The sequence below is a fragment of the Stenotrophomonas sp. 109824_Sma genome (assembly GCF_056480025.1).
The window spans coordinates 284,029-305,024 of record NZ_CM151078.1 but is presented as its reverse complement, the minus strand read 5'-3'; the positions used below and the strand labels follow the sequence as shown (position 1 = coordinate 305,024).

32 protein-coding genes and 1 pseudogene are annotated in these 20,996 nt (G+C 63.2%); 12 read left to right on the top strand and 21 right to left on the bottom strand.

The features are described from left to right. Positions 1–32 precede the first annotated feature (32 nt). From ACZK1G_RS01360 to ACZK1G_RS01335, 6 genes are all read right to left on the bottom strand, one after another. Positions 33–1,244 (bottom strand): phage major capsid protein, encoded by a 1,212-nt coding sequence (locus ACZK1G_RS01360; RefSeq protein ID WP_478447986.1) that lies wholly within the window; start codon positions 1,242–1,244, stop codon positions 33–35. Beyond that, positions 1,241–1,888, bottom strand: a complete 648-nt coding sequence (locus ACZK1G_RS01355) for an HK97 family phage prohead protease (protein ID WP_478447984.1) — start codon at positions 1,886–1,888, stop codon at positions 1,241–1,243. The genes ACZK1G_RS01360 and ACZK1G_RS01355 overlap by 4 nt, the downstream gene beginning before the upstream one ends. Continuing rightward, on the bottom strand, positions 1,881–3,140 hold the full coding sequence (locus ACZK1G_RS01350) for a phage portal protein (protein WP_478447983.1): 1,260 nt from the start codon (positions 3,138–3,140) through the stop codon (positions 1,881–1,883). The genes ACZK1G_RS01355 and ACZK1G_RS01350 overlap by 8 nt, the downstream gene beginning before the upstream one ends. Further along, positions 3,137–5,044: a terminase large subunit gene (locus tag ACZK1G_RS01345; protein WP_478447982.1), complete on the bottom strand. Its 1,908-nt coding sequence runs from the start codon at positions 5,042–5,044 to the stop codon at positions 3,137–3,139. The genes ACZK1G_RS01350 and ACZK1G_RS01345 overlap by 4 nt, the downstream gene beginning before the upstream one ends. Further along, complete coding sequence (locus ACZK1G_RS01340; RefSeq protein WP_313415901.1) at positions 4,977–5,276, bottom strand: hypothetical protein; 300 nt, start codon at positions 5,274–5,276, stop codon at positions 4,977–4,979. Before ACZK1G_RS01340 ends, ACZK1G_RS01345 begins: the two co-directional genes overlap by 68 nt. 588 nt (positions 5,277–5,864) lie before the next feature. Then, complete coding sequence (locus tag ACZK1G_RS01335; RefSeq protein ID WP_478447980.1) at positions 5,865–6,113, bottom strand: hypothetical protein; 249 nt, start codon at positions 6,111–6,113, stop codon at positions 5,865–5,867. Between ACZK1G_RS01335 and ACZK1G_RS01330 the strand changes: the two genes are divergently transcribed. Next, on the top strand, positions 6,106–6,489 hold the full coding sequence (locus tag ACZK1G_RS01330) for a hypothetical protein (RefSeq protein ID WP_478447978.1): 384 nt from the start codon (positions 6,106–6,108) through the stop codon (positions 6,487–6,489). The genes ACZK1G_RS01335 and ACZK1G_RS01330 overlap by 8 nt on opposite strands. A gap of 6 nt (positions 6,490–6,495) precedes the next feature. Here ACZK1G_RS01330 and ACZK1G_RS01325 read toward each other — a convergent pair whose 3' ends face one another. The 15 genes and pseudogenes from ACZK1G_RS01325 to ACZK1G_RS01255 all read right to left on the bottom strand — a co-directional run bounded on the left by ACZK1G_RS01325 (position 6,496) and on the right by ACZK1G_RS01255 (position 14,814). Next, positions 6,496–6,858, bottom strand: a complete 363-nt coding sequence (locus ACZK1G_RS01325) for a DUF1064 domain-containing protein (RefSeq protein ID WP_478447976.1) — start codon at positions 6,856–6,858, stop codon at positions 6,496–6,498. After that, a complete protein-coding gene (locus tag ACZK1G_RS01320; protein WP_478447975.1) occupies positions 6,858–7,136 on the bottom strand; it encodes a hypothetical protein in 279 nt (92 codons plus the stop codon). The genes ACZK1G_RS01325 and ACZK1G_RS01320 overlap by 1 nt, the downstream gene beginning before the upstream one ends. Beyond that, the gene (locus ACZK1G_RS01315; protein WP_478447974.1) at positions 7,133–7,336 is read right to left on the bottom strand and encodes a hypothetical protein; all 204 of its coding nucleotides are present in this window, start codon (positions 7,334–7,336) and stop codon (positions 7,133–7,135) included. Before ACZK1G_RS01315 ends, ACZK1G_RS01320 begins: the two co-directional genes overlap by 4 nt. A gap of 55 nt (positions 7,337–7,391) precedes the next feature. After that, positions 7,392–7,904 (bottom strand): annotated as a pseudogene (locus ACZK1G_RS01310) (hypothetical protein); the annotation flags it as partial. After that, positions 7,871–8,305, bottom strand: a complete 435-nt coding sequence (locus tag ACZK1G_RS01305; protein WP_478447973.1) for a hypothetical protein — start codon at positions 8,303–8,305, stop codon at positions 7,871–7,873. The pseudogene ACZK1G_RS01310 and the gene ACZK1G_RS01305, both read right to left, overlap by 34 nt. 17 nt (positions 8,306–8,322) lie before the next feature. Continuing rightward, positions 8,323–8,835, bottom strand: a complete 513-nt coding sequence (locus ACZK1G_RS01300; protein WP_478447971.1) for a glycoside hydrolase family 24 protein — start codon at positions 8,833–8,835, stop codon at positions 8,323–8,325. Between the two features lie 71 nt (positions 8,836–8,906). Beyond that, a complete protein-coding gene (locus ACZK1G_RS01295; protein ID WP_478447970.1) occupies positions 8,907–9,671 on the bottom strand; it encodes a DNA adenine methylase in 765 nt (254 codons plus the stop codon). A gap of 334 nt (positions 9,672–10,005) precedes the next feature. After that, complete coding sequence (locus ACZK1G_RS01290) at positions 10,006–10,239, bottom strand: hypothetical protein (protein ID WP_478447969.1); 234 nt, start codon at positions 10,237–10,239, stop codon at positions 10,006–10,008. Between the two features lie 31 nt (positions 10,240–10,270). Beyond that, the gene (locus ACZK1G_RS01285; RefSeq protein WP_478447967.1) at positions 10,271–10,774 is read right to left on the bottom strand and encodes a hypothetical protein; all 504 of its coding nucleotides are present in this window, start codon (positions 10,772–10,774) and stop codon (positions 10,271–10,273) included. Between the two features lie 45 nt (positions 10,775–10,819). Beyond that, a complete protein-coding gene (locus ACZK1G_RS01280) occupies positions 10,820–11,200 on the bottom strand; it encodes a hypothetical protein (protein WP_478447966.1) in 381 nt (126 codons plus the stop codon). Then, the gene (locus tag ACZK1G_RS01275) at positions 11,197–11,742 is read right to left on the bottom strand and encodes a hypothetical protein (protein WP_478447965.1); all 546 of its coding nucleotides are present in this window, start codon (positions 11,740–11,742) and stop codon (positions 11,197–11,199) included. The genes ACZK1G_RS01280 and ACZK1G_RS01275 overlap by 4 nt, the downstream gene beginning before the upstream one ends. Continuing rightward, the gene (locus ACZK1G_RS01270; protein WP_478447964.1) at positions 11,739–11,960 is read right to left on the bottom strand and encodes a hypothetical protein; all 222 of its coding nucleotides are present in this window, start codon (positions 11,958–11,960) and stop codon (positions 11,739–11,741) included. Before ACZK1G_RS01270 ends, ACZK1G_RS01275 begins: the two co-directional genes overlap by 4 nt. Continuing rightward, the gene (locus ACZK1G_RS01265) at positions 11,953–13,389 is read right to left on the bottom strand and encodes a replicative DNA helicase (RefSeq protein WP_478447962.1); all 1,437 of its coding nucleotides are present in this window, start codon (positions 13,387–13,389) and stop codon (positions 11,953–11,955) included. The genes ACZK1G_RS01270 and ACZK1G_RS01265 overlap by 8 nt, the downstream gene beginning before the upstream one ends. Beyond that, the gene (locus ACZK1G_RS01260; RefSeq protein WP_478447960.1) at positions 13,386–14,363 is read right to left on the bottom strand and encodes a hypothetical protein; all 978 of its coding nucleotides are present in this window, start codon (positions 14,361–14,363) and stop codon (positions 13,386–13,388) included. Before ACZK1G_RS01260 ends, ACZK1G_RS01265 begins: the two co-directional genes overlap by 4 nt. Continuing rightward, positions 14,356–14,814, bottom strand: a complete 459-nt coding sequence (locus ACZK1G_RS01255) for a beta/alpha barrel domain-containing protein (RefSeq protein WP_478447959.1) — start codon at positions 14,812–14,814, stop codon at positions 14,356–14,358. Before ACZK1G_RS01255 ends, ACZK1G_RS01260 begins: the two co-directional genes overlap by 8 nt. 541 nt (positions 14,815–15,355) lie before the next feature. On the opposite strand from ACZK1G_RS01255, the gene ACZK1G_RS01250 reads away from it, so the two are divergent. The 11 genes from ACZK1G_RS01250 to ACZK1G_RS01200 all read left to right on the top strand — a co-directional run bounded on the left by ACZK1G_RS01250 (position 15,356) and on the right by ACZK1G_RS01200 (position 20,978). Then, entirely contained in the window at positions 15,356–16,030 is a 675-nt protein-coding gene (locus ACZK1G_RS01250; protein WP_407633117.1) for a LexA family transcriptional regulator, read from the top strand. Positions 16,031–16,937: 907 nt separating this feature from the next. Further along, entirely contained in the window at positions 16,938–17,324 is a 387-nt protein-coding gene (locus tag ACZK1G_RS01245; RefSeq protein ID WP_478447956.1) for a hypothetical protein, read from the top strand. A 1-nt stretch (position 17,325) separates the two neighbouring features. Beyond that, positions 17,326–17,568: a hypothetical protein gene (locus ACZK1G_RS01240; protein ID WP_478448376.1), complete on the top strand. Its 243-nt coding sequence runs from the start codon at positions 17,326–17,328 to the stop codon at positions 17,566–17,568. Beyond that, on the top strand, positions 17,565–17,825 hold the full coding sequence (locus ACZK1G_RS01235; protein WP_478447955.1) for a hypothetical protein: 261 nt from the start codon (positions 17,565–17,567) through the stop codon (positions 17,823–17,825). The genes ACZK1G_RS01240 and ACZK1G_RS01235 overlap by 4 nt, the downstream gene beginning before the upstream one ends. Next, complete coding sequence (locus ACZK1G_RS01230) at positions 17,822–18,136, top strand: hypothetical protein (RefSeq protein ID WP_478447954.1); 315 nt, start codon at positions 17,822–17,824, stop codon at positions 18,134–18,136. Before ACZK1G_RS01235 ends, ACZK1G_RS01230 begins: the two co-directional genes overlap by 4 nt. After that, positions 18,114–18,593 (top strand): hypothetical protein, encoded by a 480-nt coding sequence (locus ACZK1G_RS01225; RefSeq protein WP_478447953.1) that lies wholly within the window; start codon positions 18,114–18,116, stop codon positions 18,591–18,593. Before ACZK1G_RS01230 ends, ACZK1G_RS01225 begins: the two co-directional genes overlap by 23 nt. Then, on the top strand, positions 18,593–19,192 hold the full coding sequence (locus tag ACZK1G_RS01220; protein WP_478447951.1) for a hypothetical protein: 600 nt from the start codon (positions 18,593–18,595) through the stop codon (positions 19,190–19,192). Before ACZK1G_RS01225 ends, ACZK1G_RS01220 begins: the two co-directional genes overlap by 1 nt. Before the next feature lie 35 nt (positions 19,193–19,227). Further along, positions 19,228–19,818: a hypothetical protein gene (locus ACZK1G_RS01215; protein ID WP_478447950.1), complete on the top strand. Its 591-nt coding sequence runs from the start codon at positions 19,228–19,230 to the stop codon at positions 19,816–19,818. Further along, the gene (locus tag ACZK1G_RS01210; protein ID WP_478447948.1) at positions 19,815–20,210 is read left to right on the top strand and encodes a hypothetical protein; all 396 of its coding nucleotides are present in this window, start codon (positions 19,815–19,817) and stop codon (positions 20,208–20,210) included. The genes ACZK1G_RS01215 and ACZK1G_RS01210 overlap by 4 nt, the downstream gene beginning before the upstream one ends. Beyond that, entirely contained in the window at positions 20,197–20,616 is a 420-nt protein-coding gene (locus ACZK1G_RS01205; protein ID WP_478447947.1) for a hypothetical protein, read from the top strand. Before ACZK1G_RS01210 ends, ACZK1G_RS01205 begins: the two co-directional genes overlap by 14 nt. Before the next feature lie 146 nt (positions 20,617–20,762). Continuing rightward, on the top strand, positions 20,763–20,978 hold the full coding sequence (locus tag ACZK1G_RS01200) for a hypothetical protein (protein WP_478447946.1): 216 nt from the start codon (positions 20,763–20,765) through the stop codon (positions 20,976–20,978). Positions 20,979–20,996 lie beyond the last annotated feature (18 nt).

The following is a 20,996-nucleotide window of genomic DNA, read 5'->3' as shown; positions in this document are numbered from 1 at the left end:
CGTGGCCGGCCTCTTTCGGGATCAGCTCGCTATCACGCCTGCGGCTTGAAGCGGCCCTTCACGAATGCCTCGATGCGGCGCTTGGCCAGGCCCAGGCGCTCTTCGACCAGCAGCACGCGCTGGTTCTTCACGAAGTCGTCGTTGATCAGGCCGACCTTGAACAGGAAGCTCATGCGGTCGTAGATCGTGGCACCGCGCTGGAAGTTGGCGACCAGGAACTCGCCACCGGTGGTGGTGCCGTCGCCTTCGTCCATGCTGTCCGAGGCAACCACCGGGCGCCCCCACAGGATCGGGGTCACGAAGCCCTGCAGGTTGGCGAACAGGTAGCGATTCTGGCTGTCCTTCTCCAGCTCGATGTTCATCCAGTCCAGCTCGGTCATCACCGTGGCGTCGGCCGAAAGCTTCGACTGCTTGCGCACCTGGTAGATCGCGCGGCGGACAGTGTCGATCGAGGTGTCGCTCGCCTTCGACAGATCAGCGTCGAAAACGGTGGCGTCAGTCATCAGGCCGGGCAGGTTGTTGCCGGTGCCGTCGCCCTTCAGGATCTGGACCTCCTCCTCCAGCTTCAGGTCGTAGCGCAGCAGCTGCTGCAAGTAGCCGTACATCTGCGGCACGTCGTCCAGGGCTTCGTCGGTGACCGGGATCCAGACCGCCAGCTTCTTCACCAGGTCGGTCTTCTGCTCGAAGGTGACGTTGCTCTGCGGCTTGGTCCCGCCTTCGCCGACCGGGCCAGCGCCGCGGGTATGCAGCTTCTCACGGAAGTAGGTGTAGCTCTGGCCGGTGACGGAGATCGACGGGATCAGGTCCCGGATGCGCAATTCCTGGCGGATGCCCGGCTGGATGGTCGGGTCGTAGTTCGGCACGACGATGCCGGCGCTGGTGACCGCCTTGGTCTCCTGCATGGACGCCAGTTCGTCCTTCTTGATCTCGATCTCGGCCGCCGACTTTTCACGGCCCTGCAGCGCCTTGTACTCGTCGTTGCCCTTGATGAAGTCGATGAAGCCCTTCTTCGTGCCAGGCTGGTTGCCCAGGCCGATGCCCTTTTCTTCCAGCTTCAGGACCTTGTCGACCACCTTCTGGATATCGTCGGTGGCGGTCTGGATCTGCTTCTTCAGGTCGGTGGTGACCTGGTTGCCCTTTTCGATCTCGGCCGAGGCGCTGTCGTACTTCTTCTGCAGGCCGGCGAAGCCGTCCTTCAGCTGCTTTTCCAGGCCCTCACGGATATCGCTGATGTTCTCGCTCATTGGTGCATTCCTTTGAAAATGGATTCGATGGATGTGCCGAGTTGCTGCAGCTGCTTCACGGTCTCCGTGTCCCCAATGCCACCGTCTCGGTGGATCGCAGGAAAGCCGAGCGAGGCGACGGCCGCCGCCTCTTTCTGGGACAGCCCCATGCGTTCGCGCAGGGCTGATTCGAAGGCGCGAACGTCGGACTTGACGCTCATCACCTGTGCTTCCGGGTTCATGCCAAAGGGGACGACCGAGGCCTCCCACAATTCGGCCTTCTTGATGACGCGCACCCGCCGTCCATCGCGGTTTTCAATCGCGTCCTCCAACGTGTTGAATCCGACTGACATTTCGTCCAAGGTGCCGGCCTTCATCAGCTCGTAGGCGTCCTTGGCGTAGCTGACGTTGAGGTTGACCTTGCCCTTCAAGTGCAGGCCGTTGCCGTCCTGTTTGAACTCGGCATCGCCGATCAGACGGGTCAGGTTGTGGTACAGCGCCAGGCGCAGTCGGCCAGTCCGAGTCGTCTTCACCTTGACGAAGGCGCCCGGGAGGATCAGGTCCTCGCCGAGATCCACGTTGTTGAACACCGAGGCATAGCCCTCGAAGTTGCCGGCATCGTCTGCCGCCTTTACCTCGAATGGGCAAGAATACTTGCTAAGCATTGGCGGGATCTCCCGTTGGGTCGTCGTTACTGGAATCGGGCTTGTTGCTGGTCCACCGTGTGACCTGGTTGTATTGCTCGCCTTCCAGCACCGGCAGGTTCTCTTTCACCCTGACCTCGTTGATGGCCATCCAGCCCGAGCCGCCGGAGCCGCCAAGGGCGGTCTTGTAATAGTTGGCTCGCGCTCCGCTGTCGGCGCGCAACAGGCCCTCTACGACGGCCTCCACGAACATGTCGCCATCGGCGAACAACTTGTCGTTGATCTCGCTCTCGATCGCGTCGAGGTAAGGCTTCAGGCCGAAGGTGACGAAGCCGCTGGTTTGCTGCTCCAGATTGGAGCCCAGCACAGACGTGGAGCGAGCGCGGTTGGTCAGGTACAGCGGTACGCCCCAGATGCCGGCCAGCGCCTCCTCCTGGAACTGCTGCGATTCGATGAACTGGCTGTCCTTCTGCGTCAGGCCAGCCGGCGTGATCGTCGGACCGCCCTGAAGGATGGCCATCTTGCCCAGATCGTCCACGTCGCCCTGGCGGATATCAGGCAGCTTCGCCTTGATTTGCGCCTGCTGCTCCTTCGTCAGGAAGCCGGGATAGATGATGTATCCACCGGTGAAGCCACCCTTGCGCATGAAGCGGGCGGACCAATCCTGCGCAGCGCGCGCCAACCCGATGGTTTCAGCCTGGTACTCCACCGGTGACAGGCCAACGATGCCGTCGGAACTGAATAGCTTGAAGTGCAGCATGTTCTCCGGGGAAACCGGGGTTTCGCTGCCGTTGATGTTCGCCCAGTAGACCAAGCCGTCGTCGGTATCGATTCGGACGTTGTCCACCGCCACCGGTATCAGGCCGATCCATTCACCGCTGTCATCGCGACGAATGATGATGAAGGCATTGCCTCGCAAAGCCATGTTCACCACAACCGCCTTGATCAGGTCCAGCCACTTGATGAAGGGGTTGGGCTTGCTCAGCAGGCGCAGGAGCCGCCGGCGCTGCGGGCTGGTTCCCTTGACCAGCGCTCGCACGCCGCTCTTGTCCTCATACAGCTTCCAAGGCAGCCCCGCAGCGGACTCGGACAGCACCTTCACGCACGACCAGACGATGCTGACTGTCAGCGCCTTCTTGGGCGTCACCCGGACGCCCGCCTTGGTGCCTCGGCCACCGGTGGATAGGTCGACCTCCACGTAGTTGCCAGTGGCAGGGTCGTCGTATCCGAAGAACCGCCAGCTCAGCGGGTTGTACCAGCGAAAGGTAGTCATCCGATCAGTCCAAAGAAGCCGTTTTCCAAGTAGTCGTCTATGCCGCCGGCGTCCGGCGGCATGGCGTGGGCCGCGCCGATGGCCATGCAAAGGGCCACCGCGGCGTCGATCTTGTTTGCCGACCTGGCCTTCGACAGCCAGCTGTTGCCCCAGCGGTCCGATTCGATGACGGCGGACATGATTGCGGACACCAGAACAGGGTTGCGACGCAGGCGCAGGCGCCCTTCCAGCAGCGCCTCTTCCAGCAGGCGCAGCGATCCGGGCATCCACATGCCTTCAGGCACTGGCTGCCCCGACTGCTCGGCGGCTTCCACCGCCGCATCCAGCGGTTTGCCTTTTTTACAGCCGCCCTGCGGGTGCTCGGCGAAGGTCACTGACAAGCCAATGTCGTTGACCTCTTCTTCGAACCTGCGGAACGCGTAGCGGTCGTATGCGACCAGCTGCACGTCATAGCGGTTGTCGTACTCGGCCATGACCTGGGCCACATGTCGGAAGTTGATGGCCTGCCCTTGCGGCGCATGCAGGAAGCCGCCGTTGACCCAGGTCCGATAGGGCAGCTTGTCCTGCAGCTGCCGCGCATCCAACGTGTCTCCAGGTGTCCAAGCCTCGATCCAGGCATCGAATGTCGGCTTTTCGATGACCAGCTTCTCGCCCTCGACTTCCACCTCGACCTGGACAGTGCCGGTCTCCACCACCGCCGCCATCGCGGTGATATCGCGAACCTGCGACAGGTCGAGACCGAGGTAAACCTTGCGTCCCTCATGCACGCGCGGGTCGAAGTCGGCCAGCGCCGGCTCCAGCGTTGGGCGCGTCATCCAGGCGGTCTCCGCATCGGTCCACACGCAGAAGTGCAGACGAAGAATGCCGTTCAGTGACCCCGGGATGGCCTTGGCTTGCGCCACCACGTCCGCCAGGTACTGCTCGGTGATAGTTACCCCCAACAGGGGATTGGCCTTCGCCCAGCAGCTGGGATCCTCGAGCGGGTCGTCCCCGTCGTCCAAACTGCACACGTAGCTGAAGGTGCGGTCATCGATCACGTCGCCAACGAAGGTCGGATCGTTCACCGCCTCGGTGTGGCCGGCGGCGACCTTGACGGCATGCTCGTGCTCCTCCCAACACACCGAGGTCCGGTCGCTGCCGGAGTTGGTGATCATGAAGAGCAGCGGCTCGCGGCGGAACTTGAAGCCGCGCTCCAGCATTTCGATGATTCGCCGGTCGGGAAGCTCGTGAACCTCATCAACCAGCACGAAGAACGGTCGAGGACCAGAGCCGGTGCGGCCCGTATCGCGCGACACCGGCCGGAAGAAGCTCGCGCTGGCGTGGTGCGCCATGCTGAACTCTCGCCCCTCACCGCCGGCGAACTCGATGCGCTTGGCCAAGAGCGGCGACTTCTTGACCATCTTCACCGCGTCGGCGAAAAGGATGCCAGCCTGGTCCTTCTTCGCCGCCGCCGAGTAGATCTGCGCGCCAGCCTCGCCTGCGGCCGTCATCCCCAGCAGGCCCAGCCCACCGGCCAGCGGGCTCTTTCCGTTGCCCTTTCCCTGCTCGATGTACGCGCGACGGAACCTACGAAGCCCGTCGGCGCCCTTCCAGCCGAAGAGCGAGCCGATGATGAACGCCTGCGAAGGGTGGAGTTCGAACTTCCGTCCCTCGAACTGGCCCTCGGAGAGCATCAGCACGTTCTCGAAGTACCGGAAGGCGTACTCCGCAGCCTCATGGTCAAAGTAAAGGCCCCGTTCGGGGCCTTCGATCAGATCCTGCAGGTGGCGCCGGCAGGCGTTTCGGACATGGGGGCCGGCAACGATCCGGCCAGCCACCACATCCAGCGCATACGCCTTAGTGCGGTCGGCCGGAGCTGGGGCCACCGAAGAATTCTTCGCCCTGGTCGTCTTCGTCACCGCCATGCGAGACCTTCGATTCATCCACAGGTGTGGCGCCCAGCTTCGAGAGGATCGAGCTGAGCGCCTGGGTTGCTGACACGCCGAATTCGGCTTTCGGGTCTTCCATCCGCGCCGTCCAGAGGCACGCCAGGCGGAGAAGCACCCGGTGGCTGGAGTTGAGCCACGACATTTCCGATGCGAATTCCTTCCACGCCCGCTTCTCGGCCGCGGTCATGGTCTTGAACGGCTCGCCCAATGGGCGCGTGCCTTTCGGTCTCTTCCTTCCGGCATGCCGGCCTGGATTCTTGATGGCGGCGCCGCTTGTCGCAGCCTTTGCGACGGGCAATCGGGGCCTTGGCATGAATTCCTCGGGAAATTGCTGGATTTCTTGGCAGGAATGGCCCGTTCGAGGGTCGTCCCGTGAATTGTGGATACGCGAATTTAGGGGAACGGTCGGTCTAGGCCGGTCGAAATGGCATAAATTCACCCCCCCCTGTGGAACAGGAGCGTGGAACGCGTCAGCCGGTCACCGGCCACCCGTCCTCATCGCACCCTCGGACCTGCACCGCACCCCGTTCCAAACGGGCCTGATCGACGTTGTGGCAGTCGGAGCACTGGCTGTCGAAGGGTCCAGACCAGAACATCTCCTCGGTCTCCCCAGGCGGGTGTCCGTTCGTGTGGTTGCACACCGTTGCCACCGTCACGTGCCCGCGGGCCTTGCACCGACTGCAGAGCGGTTCACGGTCGAGCTGAGCCTTGCGCGTGCGCTGCCACCGAGCGGTGCCATACAGGTGGGCGAAGGCGCTGCCGCCGGTCTGCCGGGTCCTGCGGCCGCGAGCCACGCTCACTGCTTGGCACTCCCTGCCCTTGCGGCCAATCGCAGCTCATCCTCGTTTCGCTTGAGCGATCGCGCTTGCTGGATCAGGCAGCTGATCAGCTTTCGTCTCGCAGGCCCCTGATCCATGGCAGCAATAGAATCCAGGGTGCGCAGCGCGCCAGAGGCGATGTACCGGCTGAGGTCGCCCTCCTTACCGCCGCGCACGCACACTTCCACACGGACGACGCCGTCATCAGGATTGAACTGAATGGACACCACTGATCTCCATGAAGCACGACTCGTACTTGCCGAGCTGCTCCGGGTACATGACGAATTTGAAGAGATTGCTGCAGCAGGCGACCGCCATCGGTCCCTGGCTCCAGATGAACTGCAGGACTACCGCGCGCGCCTGGTGGAGCTGAAGGCCCACCTGAAGCAGCGCGCGAGCACCGGCACGGTCGACGGCTCGAAGCGACGGCCGACCAGGATCGAGGATGCGTTCTACGAGCCAGCGATCAGGCAGGCATCCGCCAACTTCTCCTTGCGGACCAATGCCCCACCATCTGAGTGGGTCACCGGGCTCTACGGGCCGTCCTCTGATATCTCCTACCTCGCGAGCCAACTGCAGGAGCTGCTCAAGGAGCATCAATAGGGAAGGTCAGAACTCCTGCACTTCCCAGCCGCCGCCGTCGCGCTTGCGCCGGACCTTCACCGCAATGAAGCGGAACGGGTACATGGCCGCGGCGATCTTGATCTTGGCCCGGGCGTCGTCCTGCCAGTGCCCCTTCACTTCGTGGCACTCCATGACGCCGTCGGCCGCTACGACTGCAAAGTCCGGGGTGTAGAACGTGTTGTCGGCCAAGCGCAGCTTCATGCCCTCGAACCGATGCCACTGGATCCCGCCTGCAGCCTGCAGCGCGCGCAGCCGCTCGGCATACGCGGCCTCCGTCTTGTTCATCTCGCCCGTCTTCAGCCGACCCAACGCCAGCACGCGGCGTTCCCGCTCCGTCTGCCGGACCATCAGGGCGAATCCGGTACAGGTTTGCCCTGCACCTGGTCGATGCCGTCGAGCTGCGCCTCGTACTGCAGCAGGCAACGCTTCCGGCCGTTGCTCACCTCGAATACGGCGGACGGCGCCGCCTCCTTCACCCACTTGCAGCGCTTGCGCAGCTGGGCATCGATCGGGACATAGGTGGCCACCGGAACCGTGATGACGGCAGCTGGCGGCGGGTTCGGCTTGGTAGGCGCGGCCTGGCACGCGGCCAACACCGAAACCGCCAGCAGGAGTGGGAACCTCATGGCGCGATCCTCCTGCCGAGAGTGATGGGCGATTCCAGGGCGCGGTCCTCTTGCACGAACGCAGCGGCGATCTCCAGTACCAGGTCCACCACCATGCACCACAAGTGCAACGCCGGAACCTTCGGGCTGCCGGTCACCTGGGAATAGCCGTCTTCGCGCAACCAAGCGGGCACACCGAACAGGAGGCCCTCGTGGGTCATCCCGGCCTCAATGGCGCTTTCCCTATCGACGTAGAGCCATAGTGGGAGCCGCATATCAGTACCCCTTCAGTGCCGGGCAGGCGGAATCGAGCAGCTCCAGCGCTGCCTTGCAGGTGTCGGGCCGCTGCTCATAGCGACCGCGCCAGGTGGAAGCCTCCTTCTCGGAAGCCTCGACCTTTCCCGCCAAGGCCCGCAGTGCCTCAGCACTCTCGTCCCGGAGGGCTTGCAGCTTCTCGGCTTCCGCCCTCAGCGCGGCGGCGACTTCGGCCAGGCGCTGATCCCGGGTGTCCACGTCAGCCTGCAGTCGGGCCGCATCGGCCTGCCAGTCAGCCCGGACCTTGACCACTTGGGCGCTCAGGTCGCGGATCTTCTGCTCCTTCTCGTAGGCGGTCAGCCCGGACACCGCGCAGCCGAAGGCCAGGACTGCGCACACCACCTTGATCTTGCTGCCTGGCTTGCTCAGCCACTGCAGCGCATCGGCCGCGGCGCCAATGACAAGCGCCCACACGGCTCGAAGGAATCGAATCAGTACGTTCATACCTTGTCGCCTCCGATGGCGCCGGTGGCTTTCTCCACCATGCGCACGTAGCCGGGCAGCAGCCGGCGGATCAGTACGCCGGAGATGCCTGCCAGCGGCAGCTGCGGTGCGCCGGCCAGCTGGGGCCAGATCCATGCCGCGATGGCCACCACCCAGGCTGCAAGAATTGCGTACGCTGCGACCGCAACGGCCAACGCGGCCCAGCGAGCTGCCGTTTGCAGCAGCCGATGCCGGCGGAGCCTATTGGCGTCTGCCGCTACCCGCCCAGCGTCCTTATCCGGAAGGATAAGCACGCCGATCAGCGCGCCAGCCAGCGCAAGCAGCAGTACAGATTGCGGAACGCCGAGGATGATCCTCTCGGCCTCCCGGAGCGCATCGGCGGTCGCCGGCGCCACCACGGCAGCGGTGAACGTCCCGACGATGATTTTCATGGTGCTCACGGGCTCGGTCACGGCACCACCGTCCCGCCGGCCTTGCGGTACACGGCCAACAGGTCGGAAAGCTTGTGCTCGGGCTGGCCATAGCCGGCGCCCGGCAGGCTCGCCCAGATGTTTCGAACCCGCGCAATGGCGTCCTCGATCTTGCCGGCCTGGATCAGTGGCAGCGCGCCCCTCTCGCGGATCAACTGGATTGCCCACAGGTCCTGCGACATAGGGCCGAAGTCCGGCAGCTTCAGCAGCGACCGGTAGTGGGCGTAGTCCTTCAGCATGAACTGGTAGCGGCCCGATGCATTCGAGGTCAGGCCCTTGCTGTTGATGCGCTTGGACTTCCTGCCGCGCGAGAAGGGATGCACCGAGCAATCGATGAACACCTCCGGCACGCGATCGGCACCGGTCACGATCACGTCATAGCCGCGATCCTTCGTCGCCGGACTGGTGCTCGTTCCTTCGGACCAGGCAAGCATGTCGAGGAAGGCCACGACGTTCACGCCGCCAGCCTGTTCGGGAGTGATCTGCGTCATCTCGGTTCCTGCAATGGGTCAACCCCGCCCGGATGGCGGGGCAAGTGATCCCAGCCAGAACCAAGGGCCGGCTAGGTGGTGTAGATCAGCTCGCTCCGCGCAACGCCCGCGCCGCCGCCGACCGTGTAGCGGATGGGGACGGCGACCCGGTCGAAGCGATCGAACAGCGCGCGCATGGCGGGATGGTCGTTGATGGTCAGGATTGCCCGGCCCTTGAGCTGGGCCATGACTTCGGCGAGTTGCTCGTACTGATCTATACCGAACTCGCTTCCATAGCCCGTCGTCTCCCAGTAGGGAGGATCCAGGAGGAACAGCGTTTCCGGCCGATCGTACTTCTCGATGCAGCGCTGCCAGGTCAACTGCTCGATCACCACTCCCTGCAGTCGAAGGTGGGCATCACTCAGATCCTGTTCCAGCCGGAGCAGGTTGATGCGTTTTGCCGCCGTCGGGCCAACGCCCAGCGACTGCCCGTCCACCTTTCCGCCGAAGCTCAGTTTCTGCAGGTAGTAGAACCGCGCTGCGCGCTGGATATCAGTCAGCGTATCCACATGCTGCAGCTGTGCCCACCGGTACATTTCCCGGCTGGTCAGGGACCAACGGAAGTGCCGAACGAACTCGTCCAGGTGGTTGGCGACCACGCGGTAGAGCCGGACAAGCTCGCCGTGAGTGTCATTCAGGACTTCAATCTTGGCCGGTGCACGCTCGAACAGCATGGCGGCGCTGCCGGCGAAGGCTTCAACGTAGCAGGTATGGGGCCGCTCGTTGATCAGCGGCAGCAGGTGCTTTGCCAGGCGTGTCTTGCCGCCCGGCCAGGGAAACAATGTCTTGGTCTTCAAATCTCAGCTCATGCGACATTAGTTAAGCAAGCTTCACTCGCTCTCCGGAGAGCGGCAGGGCTTGAGCCAATGGCACGCGGCTGAAACGCGTGTACGGCGGCGGCGCTTCGATGCTTGCAGGCATCGGGGCGCCGCCCTGTTTGTTTTGGATGGGCGCTGATTGCGCCGGCGTGCCAGTCCTTCAACTCCGGTGATTTCCGGGGTTACGGAGCCAGATACGCAAGCGGCCCGCCGATTGGCGAGCCGCTTGGATGGGACTCTCCCCACCATGCCGAGAACTGTACCAGTTCGTTGGCAATGGTCAAGAGGCGATGGCGGCAACCACGCGCTGTGCCTATGCCGATATCAAGGCGTCCCGTAGATCGTCCCGCGCGGTGACGGTGATCTGTCCGGTCAGGTAAAGCGCCTTGACGAAACCGAGGCCGAATCCCATGAGGAGTGCCGCCTCTTCTCTATCATTTTCGTGCCTGGCCGTTCTGCGCTCCGCGAGTAGCTCAACCCAGCGCTTCCGGCATGACTCCGGCAACAGCTCGCTGTTGTCTTCGATGGGGCGAGGCGGATGCGGCATGTCGAACTCCTGATGATCTGAACTTCAATCGTCACACGAACGGCGGGAACTCAGCGAGCGTCTCGACCGGGAACCCCGCCGTGGGATCCACGGTGTACTGATGCTCCCCCAGGTAAAGGCTGTGAGCGCCCGGGCCAGCAATGACTTCTGCGCCGACCAGCGCGCGTAGGAGCACGCCGCCGCTGCCGCAGGCATTCAAGCCGCTGGCGAACATCTCCGCAGTTTCTCTATCCGGCGTCCATGCGAAGCCAAGTTGGCCAAGCCGGAGCCGGTCGGCATTCTCGCCCCTGTACAGCTCCAGCTGTGTGCCCGCCTCCGGCTTGTAGTGGGGCAGGCTCAGCCAGAGGAACGCGGCCAGCTGATGATCATCCCCAACCTGCTCCCGTATCCGGTGGCCACCTTCGATCCAGTAGGTGTCGAATGCCGCCTTGGCGAACTGAGGCGCCCTATCCTTCAGCGCGCGGGTGACAACGGTCCGCCATCCGTTCGCTCTGGTAAGGCGCCTCATCTGTTCGAGCTGCTGATCGTCGGTCATTGGCGCCCTCCTGGCGGTGCGGCGCCATTCTATGGCCGGCGCGGGTCAGGCAGAAGCAGCGGTTGCCCGCAGTACCCGAAGCGCGACCGGCCCGAGCTTCTCCCATCGAGCGGCACCGCGAACCACGTCGAGGAATGCTTGGTTGAGTCCGTCCCGGAAGTCACCGCCCTCAACGGCATAGTCGAAGCGATAACCCTCCCCGACGACGTAGCGCGCTGCCCACTGGCGCCGTAGCCGGCGCACGAGCAGTTTCGCCCTCGATTCACTCCCTACCCACGCCCATTGCGCGGCAACCACGTTGGACCGGCGGCGGATGCTGGCCTCTGGGTTTCGCGTCACGCTGATTCGAACTATCCCGTCGGCACCGCAGGCTGCGCACAGATACACCGCATCGCGAGCGGCCTGTGCCAATGTCAGATTTCTCATGCGCGCCGCGCCTCCATGAACGCCATGCCCTTGTCCAGCTCCTTTCGGTACTGCCACTTCGTGAACGCGGCCCCGAGCTTCTTGGCGACGGTGGCCGCTCGCTGCGCCTGGCTACCCCGCCCGGTGAACTCCTCCAGCACCACCAGCGCGCGCACCATGTTCTGCCGGTACAGGTCGGACAGCGCGCGGTCGATCCACCGGTATTCATCCGGCGAACCGACCATCACGGCGGCGGTGGCTGATCGGGAGACCAGGGTGCGGGACTCAGCGCACGGGATCGGATCAACCGCCCATGGCGCGACGGGAAGCACGGCCCCGTTGCGATTCACCCGACCGGCGCCGGCTCCCAGCAGCATGCGCCGGTCGTGTCCGTCACGAAGCAACGGCAGGCGCTCTCGCTTCGTGCCCTGGGCGAACTGCTGAGCGCGTGCCAGCGGGTGTTCGTCCCGGCTTGGCGCGTCCTCTCGGGACAGCGGTGCGCAGAATCGATGCTCCTGGTAATGCCCCCAGTGTTTCAGCTGCTCCTTCAGCGACAGGCTCATTTCCGGCCTCCGGCGCGCGCGGCTGCCAGCCTCTCCATCTGCTCCAGCTTCACCGCCTGCTGCCGCGCCAACGATGCCGATATGCGGTAAGCCTCGGCGGTGGTTGAGCGCTGCCCACGATCACGCCAAAGGAGGCGGTCGAGTCGCACCGCCTGCTGGTCGAGGGTGTCAGCGAAAAGCCTAAGTGCTTGGGATCCAGTCGGGATGAAGTTACTCATTTTCTGCCCCCTGCCGGTTGCGTCCACGGCCCCCCAATCTGGGAGCGAGCTGCGTCTTGCGCTTTTTCGGTTGCTCTGGCTCGGCGGCGAATTCATAGGCCGGCCCATCCCAGTCAACTGCGCGCTGATACTGGAACTCGTTCCTGAGCGCCACGACGGTGCCGGTCTGGATGTTACGGCCCTTGCCGACGATCACTTCGACCAAGCCCGGCCGGTCTTCCGGCTTGTACACATCCGGCCGGTGAACGAACAGGATCACGTCAGCCACTTCCTCAATGCCACCGGAACCGCGAATGTCGGTCACCTTCGGACGGTCGCCCTTGGCACCTGCTCGGTTGAGCTGGGCCAGCACCACCACCGGGCAGTTCAAGAACTTTGCCAGCCCCTTGAGGTCGCGCAGGGCTTGTCCTCGCTCAAGTGCCTCGTCTTGCTTGCCCGGCAATGCCATCTCATGCAGGTGGTCCACCACCACCAGCCGAAGAGGCTTGCGGCGATGTGCGCGCTTGGCGCGGGCAACGATCTGGGGCGCACTCAGCTGCGGATCGTCATCGACCAGGACCGACGCTTCCATGAGGCTCTGCATCGTCGGCACGGCCTTACCCCAGTACAGGTCGGAGTCATCCGCTGACACGTCATCACCATTGCCGACCAGCCACTGCAAGGGGATCTCGCCGATGGCGGCCACGTCTCGCGCCACCACATCCGTGTCGACCATCTCCATGGAGAACTCGACCACATGATCCCCGCGTAGGCCGGTGAACCTAGCCAGCTGGAAACCCATAAGGGACTTGCCCATATTGGACCGGGCCGCAATCACGATCACCTGACCGTCCCGCAATCCTCCGATGGCTTTGTTGATATCAGCCCATGGCGTCGGCAAGCCGATTGGCGTGCCGTTCAAGTGTCGGTCGCGCAGCTGGGCTGCGAACTTTTTGACGACTTCCCGATAGGGCCGCGGTCCTACCGCCCGCACGGGGGCAATGTCGGCCATCTGCGTCGACAGGTGCGAGGCCAGTTGCTCGGCGGAGTAGCCGCGACGGCTCTTCGCCGCCTGCAGCGCGCGTTCGCAAGTGGCGATGAAGCTTCGCATCCGTGAATGCTCGACCACCACCTCCGCGTAGGGCACCACGTTGGAACGGGTATAGGCACTGCCGGCGATTTCGGATGCCAACGCCTGAAGGTGCCGGCCATCCTCGCCGCACTTGTCCAGCAACCACTCCCCAGCGGTGATCCCGTCGGCCAGCTTGTTCTCGCCGCACAGTTCCAGCACGCACTCGTAGATCCGGGCGTGGTCGGGGTTGAAGAAGTCGGCCGGGTTCAGCCAGTCCTGCACGTTTGCCAGTTCGTCGTTGTCCAGCAGCAGGCCGGCCAACACTGCCATCTCGGCATCGAGGTTGAAGGTCTGTGCGTCTTCGTCGTGGCGGATCATTGGCCACCATCCACGTAGAAGCCTTCGATCACCTTGGCAAAGTTGGTTGGGCTGACCAGCCACTCCAGGGTGCACTTGAACGGCCTGCCATCACGGCCATTGCGCTGACCCATCAGCCACGGCATCTCCCGCACCTCCTCGAAGAACGACCGCCACCAGGCCAGGTCCTGCTGTTCTGCACGCTCCCGCCAACGTGCGCCCAGCTTCCTCTGCCGCGGCTCGTTCCACGCGCAAACTGCCGGCAGCTCTGGCAAGACTTCGTGGAACAGCTCGATGATCTTCATGTGCGGGCACGGCGGTGGGCCTGCCTTCTTCGGCACCTTGCCCAGCAGGTCTTGCCCTTCTCCGGCATCCGCACCGTCGTCGTGGTCGCCAGTCGCGGCCCCGCCGCCGGCTGACGACAAAGCCACGTCAGTGGCTTCATCTTCTTCCTGTTCCTGTTCCTGTTCCTGTTCCTGCTCCTGATTAGGCATAGTCTTTCGGGAAGCCTTCGGCAAAGGCTTACCGAAAGTCTCATTGAATGCCTTTGCGAAACCCTCTCCAAGCCCGCAGACAATGGCTCTCAGGTGTTCGAGCGCCTGCCATTTGAGGTCGCATTCGGGAATCTGATCGAACTCCGAGCGCCATCCGCGAACCACGTTGGGCGACTCTGGACGGTTGTGGCTGATGGCCTTTGGAACCCACACAACCCTAGCCTTAAAGTCGGCTTCCACCATGCCTTGCGCATAGGCTTCCCCGAAGGCTTTATCGAAGGCTTCAACCTCCCACCCAAGCTCCTCCGCCATTGCGGCGCGGCCAGCACGGTACAGCCCCGGAATTGGGCCGGTTTGGGGGCCCGTGATGAGATACAGCCAGAGACCCTGTCCGCAAGGCGGCATTGGGGTCAGACGACGGAATCTCGCGTCTCCCCACATTTTCACCTCAACCTTGCGATACCGGCCTTTTGGCTGCCGCGCATCTGCTACCTCAGCCATGGCTTGCACCAGCCTTGGCCCAGAGCAGCGCCACACGGCCGCTGCGGACCTCATAGCCCGGGTCAAGCTGTACCGTTACCGTGTCAGCCTCAAGGTCTGCTTCGATGATCTCACCGTGCTGCACAGCCGCGGGCTGAGGGAACGCCTCCAAGACTAGGATGGAGAAAACGGTGATGTGCTCCTTCGTGATCCACGTCTTCGGCGCTACCTGCCGGATCCACTCCACTGCCTGCAGCGGACCGGAGCAGTAGAAGTCATACATCGGCGAGTCATGCTCGCGGGTGCGATCGTAGAACTCGAACGCGACACGGCCATCTGGCAGTCGCTCAAGCATCTTCACGAGGGGGCGTGCGCGCCGTTCCTCAAAGCGAGCAAGCGCTTTCTGTGCCACGTCACCAATATGGCGTGGCTGGCGGTTGGGGAGTTGTTCCTGTTCGGAATGGTGTGGCATAGTGGCCTCGCTCTGGACGAAGCCTCCGCAACTGTCTGCCCGACAGCGGGGGCTTCGTCGTATCTGGACGTTGGGTTTCCCACCGAGCGCGTCACGCTCGTAGCGCCAGACACCCACATGGCCACTTCCACATGCAGGGTGGTCGCCGTCCTTGCCCCATCGCACCCGGTCCTTCGGGTGAGCAACCGCATTCCGCCGCCTCTGCAGCGGGAGTTATGTTTGATCAGGAGGCGCCGTGCGCCTCATCCGCGGCTATCACCCTGCCCGTCGGGTCAAACTTCTCCGGGAATTTCGCCTGGAAGAACAGGGCCCAGGGACGGGGGATCCCCCGCTTCCTCCACTGGCTGATCGAAGGCGCGCGGACTGAACACAGTGCAGCGACCTGTCCGGTGCCACCGAGGGCATCGATCAGCGCAGAAGCCTGTTCAGCATCTTTGGTGCATGGAATTAGGCTGGTCATGCGACCAAATTAGCAGTACCTAATGTACTTTGCAACGCGAACGTGCGTAACATTGCCTAATCCAATTCGCAGACCCTAACGATGGACCTCTCCAGCCGACTTCGAACCGCTTTGTCCCGTTCCAACGTCTCCCAGCTCGAACTCGCCAAAGCGGTCGGCGTGTCGGCACCGAGCGTAAGCGGTTGGCTAAGCGGCAAGTCGCAATCGATTAGGGGCGACGCCCTTGTGAAAGCAGCACGGTTGCTGGGTGTCTCCGCGCTCTGGCTGGCCACTGGGGAAGGATCAATCGACGATGCCCCCGATGTGCAGCCACTCTCTGTCCGTGAGACTCCACCGGGATACCTTCGCCTCGAGCTACTGGATGGAGCAGCAGGCATGGGAACAGGGGTCGTGAACGAGGAATTCCCGGAAGTCATCCGGAGCATGGATTACGCCGAGTGGGATATTCGACAGCGCCTGGGCTACTTGCCTAAGCCGGGTCGCCTCAAGCTCATCACCGGCCGAGGCCCTTCCATGGCGCCGATCATCAACAACGGCGATGTGGTCATGGTGGACACCGCCGTCGACTACTTCGATGGCGACGCCATCTATGTCATCAACATCGGCGGCGAGACTCAGATCAAGGGGCTGCAGCGCCGGTCCGATGGCGTGTATATCGTCAGCGCCAATCCGTTGTTCCCGCCATACGCTGCTCCCGACGACCTGTTCATTGCGGGTAAGGCCGTGGTCCAGTACAGCGCGCGACAGATTGCCTAAATAGCAAAGCTGAACGCCTTAAGAAAATTAGCAGCACGAAATTAGCCATACCTATTGCGTTGTCGATTAGCAATCCCTAATCTACTCCCATCAGGCCGGACCCACCGGCCGAGTGGGAGCCAAAGATGGCAACAGCAAGGGAATACTGGCGCAGTAGCTACCGAGAGGCGCGCAAGCTCGCGCGCTTCATCGAAACCTTCCATGAAAAGCTGAGCACAGTGCCGGTCGGGGATCGCTCCTTTCCGCAGTGCAGGGGCTTCCAGTTCAGCCGACTTTCCGGCGACAACCTACGATGGATCGGCGAGGGCTTGTACGCACCCAGCGTTAAGTCACATCGCTTGCGCCTAGCGTGCCTCCGCTATCAGCGACCGAGGCTTCCGGCATGACGTCCAACTGCCGTCGCAATCAAGCCAGTTACGACCACGAGTCACGCGCGGAGGCATCTACGCTGGTTCGCGTTGGCTGGGTGCTTGTGGCCTGCATCGCAGCCGCAGTCGTGCCCCTCCGTATCGCCGAGATCGTCGCTGCAAACCAGCCTGGGGCCATTTTTTGCTTCGCTGCGCCGAGTGACGCCTCTCCCCCAACTTTTGCAGTTTCTCACGACAACCTGAACCAAGGAAACCTGAAAGATGAGTAGGGAAATGCCTACCCCTATGGGAAAACCGATCGTCATGACTGTAAAGGCGGGAACGACCGTCTTCATCGGAAATGGCGTCCAGGTTCAGCTGCGCGGCGCGCACAGGAACCGAGCTGAGATCCACGTTTACGCCCCATCGAACATGGATGTGGACCGGGCAGTGACATTCGAGCCCGATTGGAACCTCAAAAACAGTGACGGCCCGAGCGCGCCAACGCCCGAGCCGTCTGCCACGCCGCACCCGTAATCGACCAGATCAAGGAAGCCAACATGGCGAAGACCAGTGTAACCCCGGCAGAGCCGGCCGCAGTTCCCCGCCTCGCAAACAGCGAGCACTACCTGACCTCAATGTGGAGGGATAACCCCCTCTCGGACTTTCTGACCAATCGGCTGGTCCGGGTTGACCGGAACACCAAAGCCACTCTAGCGATCATGGATGTACTCCGCCGCGACTTCACGGGCAGCCAAGACGTACGTGATATCGGCTCAGAAGAGGAGCCGGTCCTGCAGGACAAGCTGCCTGAGCACACGATTGATGGCCTGATGCTTGCGGTTGAAAGCCTGTTGGGTGACGCCGAAAGCCTGCTCGACGACATCCGCGAGAACCAGGACAACGTCTGCCGCCATCCGCTGAAGAAGGAGGCCGCTCGTGTCTGAGATGACCGTCACTAAGGAAGAAGCGTTCAGCTTGATTCCGGTGCAGGACAATGCGCCGCTCTTCAAGGTGTGCGCCGGGATCGACACTGCCCATAGCGACCTGAAGGCCAGCATCTACTTCGACTACGTCCAGCGTCAGCTGCGGAACCTGGACAGCAACTCGATCACGGACGATGACATGTTCGTCATGGCCGATCTCCTCGAGATGAGCATGGCCCTGAGCTATGCGGGAGGCGTTCGATGAGTGCCGCGATGGAAGTGGAAAAGACCACGAAAGTGGAGATCGCGAACTCGCCGCTCGTTGTGGCCGCTGGCTGCGACCTCGACGTGGCATTGAGCAAGGCAAGGCTACTCACCGACCACGTGCAGGAACTGCTCTGGGAGGGCATGAGGCGAGCCGATGGAAAGGACGTTTCCTTCGGCTACGACACGGTCGTGACGATGGATTTCCTTCTCGACATTGTGACCGGCCTGTATCGGGCTGCAGGAGCCGAAGCATGAGCATGTTCGAAGACCTGCTGGACATGGCCCACGTGGAGCAGGAGCCAGACTACCTGGTTGACGCAAAAGGCGTGCGCTGCGTTCGACGCGCCATCACGTTCGGCCTCCATGCACTGGTGCAGGTCCAGAAGGTCAAGGAAGCGGAGAGCGCCTCCGATGGGAACAGCCAAACTTGGCCAGATGATCTGCGTCTCGCCATGCCTGGCGAATCGTTTGCCTCAAGCGTTCAAGAACTGGTCGATGCGCTGCTCTGGATTGAGTACGCCAGCCACGTGAAGGAGGTGCGCAATGACGCTGCAGCTGATCACTGAACTGCGGTCCGCCGCTGCTACCCTTCGCCGGCCTGGTGGCACGATCACCGACCGCATCAGTGCCGAACTGATCGAGCAGGCGGCGCAGACTATCGCGGCGCTTCAGCGCGCGCCGTTGCCGGCCACCGCCGTGACCGATCTTCTGCCGATGCTGCAGGACGGATGGACGCTGGAGGACTACGGCACCTGGGCGATCCGCGCCGCAGAGCGGGCGCATGGCATCGGTGGCGATGCGCCGAACCCGGCGCCGCCCAGCTGGGCCGAAGCCCCGAACGGTTACAACTTCCGAGCGATGGACAGCGACGGGCACTGGTGTTGGTTCAAGGATCGTCCGTACCCCGAGATGGTCGACGGCCATGGCTGCTGGGACAGTGACGAGGGTATCCGGCAGGCACGCTGGCTGCGCCATTACCCGGGGTGGAATCGAACGCTGGAAACACGACCGGAGGCTGTCTGATGGGCACTGACGCTGAAACCGAATTGCTGCTCGCGGCCGGCACGATTGAGGCTCGATTCCATAGTGGCAACCCAACGCCGTTGGATTGCGTCCGCGTCCAGCGCGATGAGTGGGAGCGCCTGAAGGCCGGCATGGTCGCCGTCGCCTCCATGGATGGATTCATCTCGCACAGGGCCGTTCTTGCGGTGGCCACCCGTCTTCGTTCGCTGGCAAGCGCGGCAAGGCCAGCGAGCCGATCCGCGTACATCCGCGCAGCGGAGGCCATTGAGGGGGCGATCAGTGCGGCCCACCAGCCGGCGGAGGCAAGTCCGGCAGTAGAGCTCGCACCGGCTTCCGGTGGACTCACCTGGTTCTTTGCCGCGGAGAGGCTTCCGGAGCGGTCAGGCGACCGGGTTCTCGCTCACGTGGCCACTGCTGCAGGTAGCGAATACGCAACTCTTGCCGGCGAGCCAGAAGGTTGGCAGGCCCTAGACATGGCGACGTTCTGGCGTAGGACCGATGGAACCCATGAATGGCAGCACGAAACCGCCGGTGACGTTGTGCGCTGGGCGTACGTCGACACCACCAGCCTGATCCAAGGGGGCGAGCCATGGGTATGACCGGGAATCAATCGACACGGAAATCGGCAAGTCAGTTGAAGCCGAACCTCACACAGGCCCAAACCAACCACCTCCGCAGGCTGTTGGCATGGGTCCGCGGCGAAGTCGGCCAGACGCCGCAGGAGATGGTCGAAACGCTCAGAGGTCTCGGGCCTATGCCGGAGCCCAGCGCCGAGGCAAAGGCGCGCTTGGTGGACAGCTACAAGCGGGCCGAAGCGGTGCCCAAGTACGTGCGGGCCGCAGTCAAGGCGCTGGAGAAGCTGCTGCTCAAGCAGGAGGGCGCCATCGTGGACGTTGAAGCCACCCCCGGCTTCGATACCGGGTTCGGGATCGTCAGCACGCGCCACGACCTGCTGCCGGCCCTGCTCGGCGCCCAACCGGCTTCAGCGCCGCCGCTTGCCCTCTCGTCTCCGCAGCCGTGGAGGCACCAGGCGCCGACGGAACCGGGCTGGTACAGGTTCACCTGCGAGGAAACGGACGGCGCCATCGAGCGCGTGCTGGTGGTGGCCGACCGCCTCACCGGTCAGCTCCGCGCGGTGGACACCGGGATGGGAACGCTCGACCTACGGGACTACCACAACGGCCTGACCAATCCGCGCTGGAAGAAGATGGAGGCTGGATCATGAGCAACGTCATCCAGCTTCACTCGCCCCGCCCAGGATCGGGTAATGACCCGAATGCGGTGTTCTTGGCGAAGGTCCTTACCACCGGATCACCGGCTGTCTTATCCAAGCTTCGGAGCCGCCTCTGGAAAGATCGCCCGAAAGAGCGGGATGGGCGCTTCGCCGTGGTTGGCCGCACGCTCTTTCACCTCGCTGGGTGGAGCACCTGCCAGGTAACGGTCAACGTCATGAACGCATCCATGGACCTCGATGTCCCTGATGAGGCCGGCGAAGCGCTACAGCTGCGGCAATGGCCCTATGACGTGTCGGGCTGGCCATCCATCAATCTGTCAGATGCGCCTGGCTCGTGGCATATGCCGCGAGACCTTTGGGAGGAAGTCGATGAAAACTCGTGATCTTGGGCCACACAACGCGGCTTCCCATGTGGACGTTGACCTGACGCGCCCTGTGTTCAACGGCCTGACAACCACCATGACGCTGCTGGAGCAAGGGCGAGCGGCTGGGGCCGAGATGTGCCTTGACGTGGCCGAGCGGTGGGCGCGGGCTTCGATGATCACGCTGCAGGTGGCGGAGGGTGCCGCCGGCGGTCCGCCAGAACAGACAGGATTCGTGGTGACAGCAGAAGAACTATGCGCGCTACACGACTACGTGAGGGTCGCTCTTGATTACCTGCACGTAGGACGTGTCCAGGATTGCCTGGAGGCCACGGCAGTGGCGTGGCGACGCGCGAAGGTTGCCACTGAGTGCCTTGAGGCCGCAGCACTGATCAACGCAAAGGGGCATGCCCGTGTCACGCATTGATCGACTTCTCTGGAAGGTCACAGCGCGCAACTTGCTGGGCTGGCCGACCGAACGCTGCCACCGGCTGACTGGCCGCTACCAGCACGTCCGATACAACGAAAGCGGCCATTGGAAGGACGGCCGGCTACCGAAGGAAGGAGGCCCGCATGGCCGCAGCTGAACACTCGACCTTCTGGCTGCTCTACGGGCAGTACGGCCCCACGATGACCGTGGAAAAGTTCCGAGAGGAGTTCCTACCGAAGATGACGATGAAGACCGTGCAGAATTGGATTGCGAGAGGCGATGCGCCCAGGCCCATCAATGGGGTTCTCGATGTTCGAGACGTGGCCGCTTGGTGGGACGATCAGCGAAAGGCCAGCTGACTACAGCGCGCGGTGCAC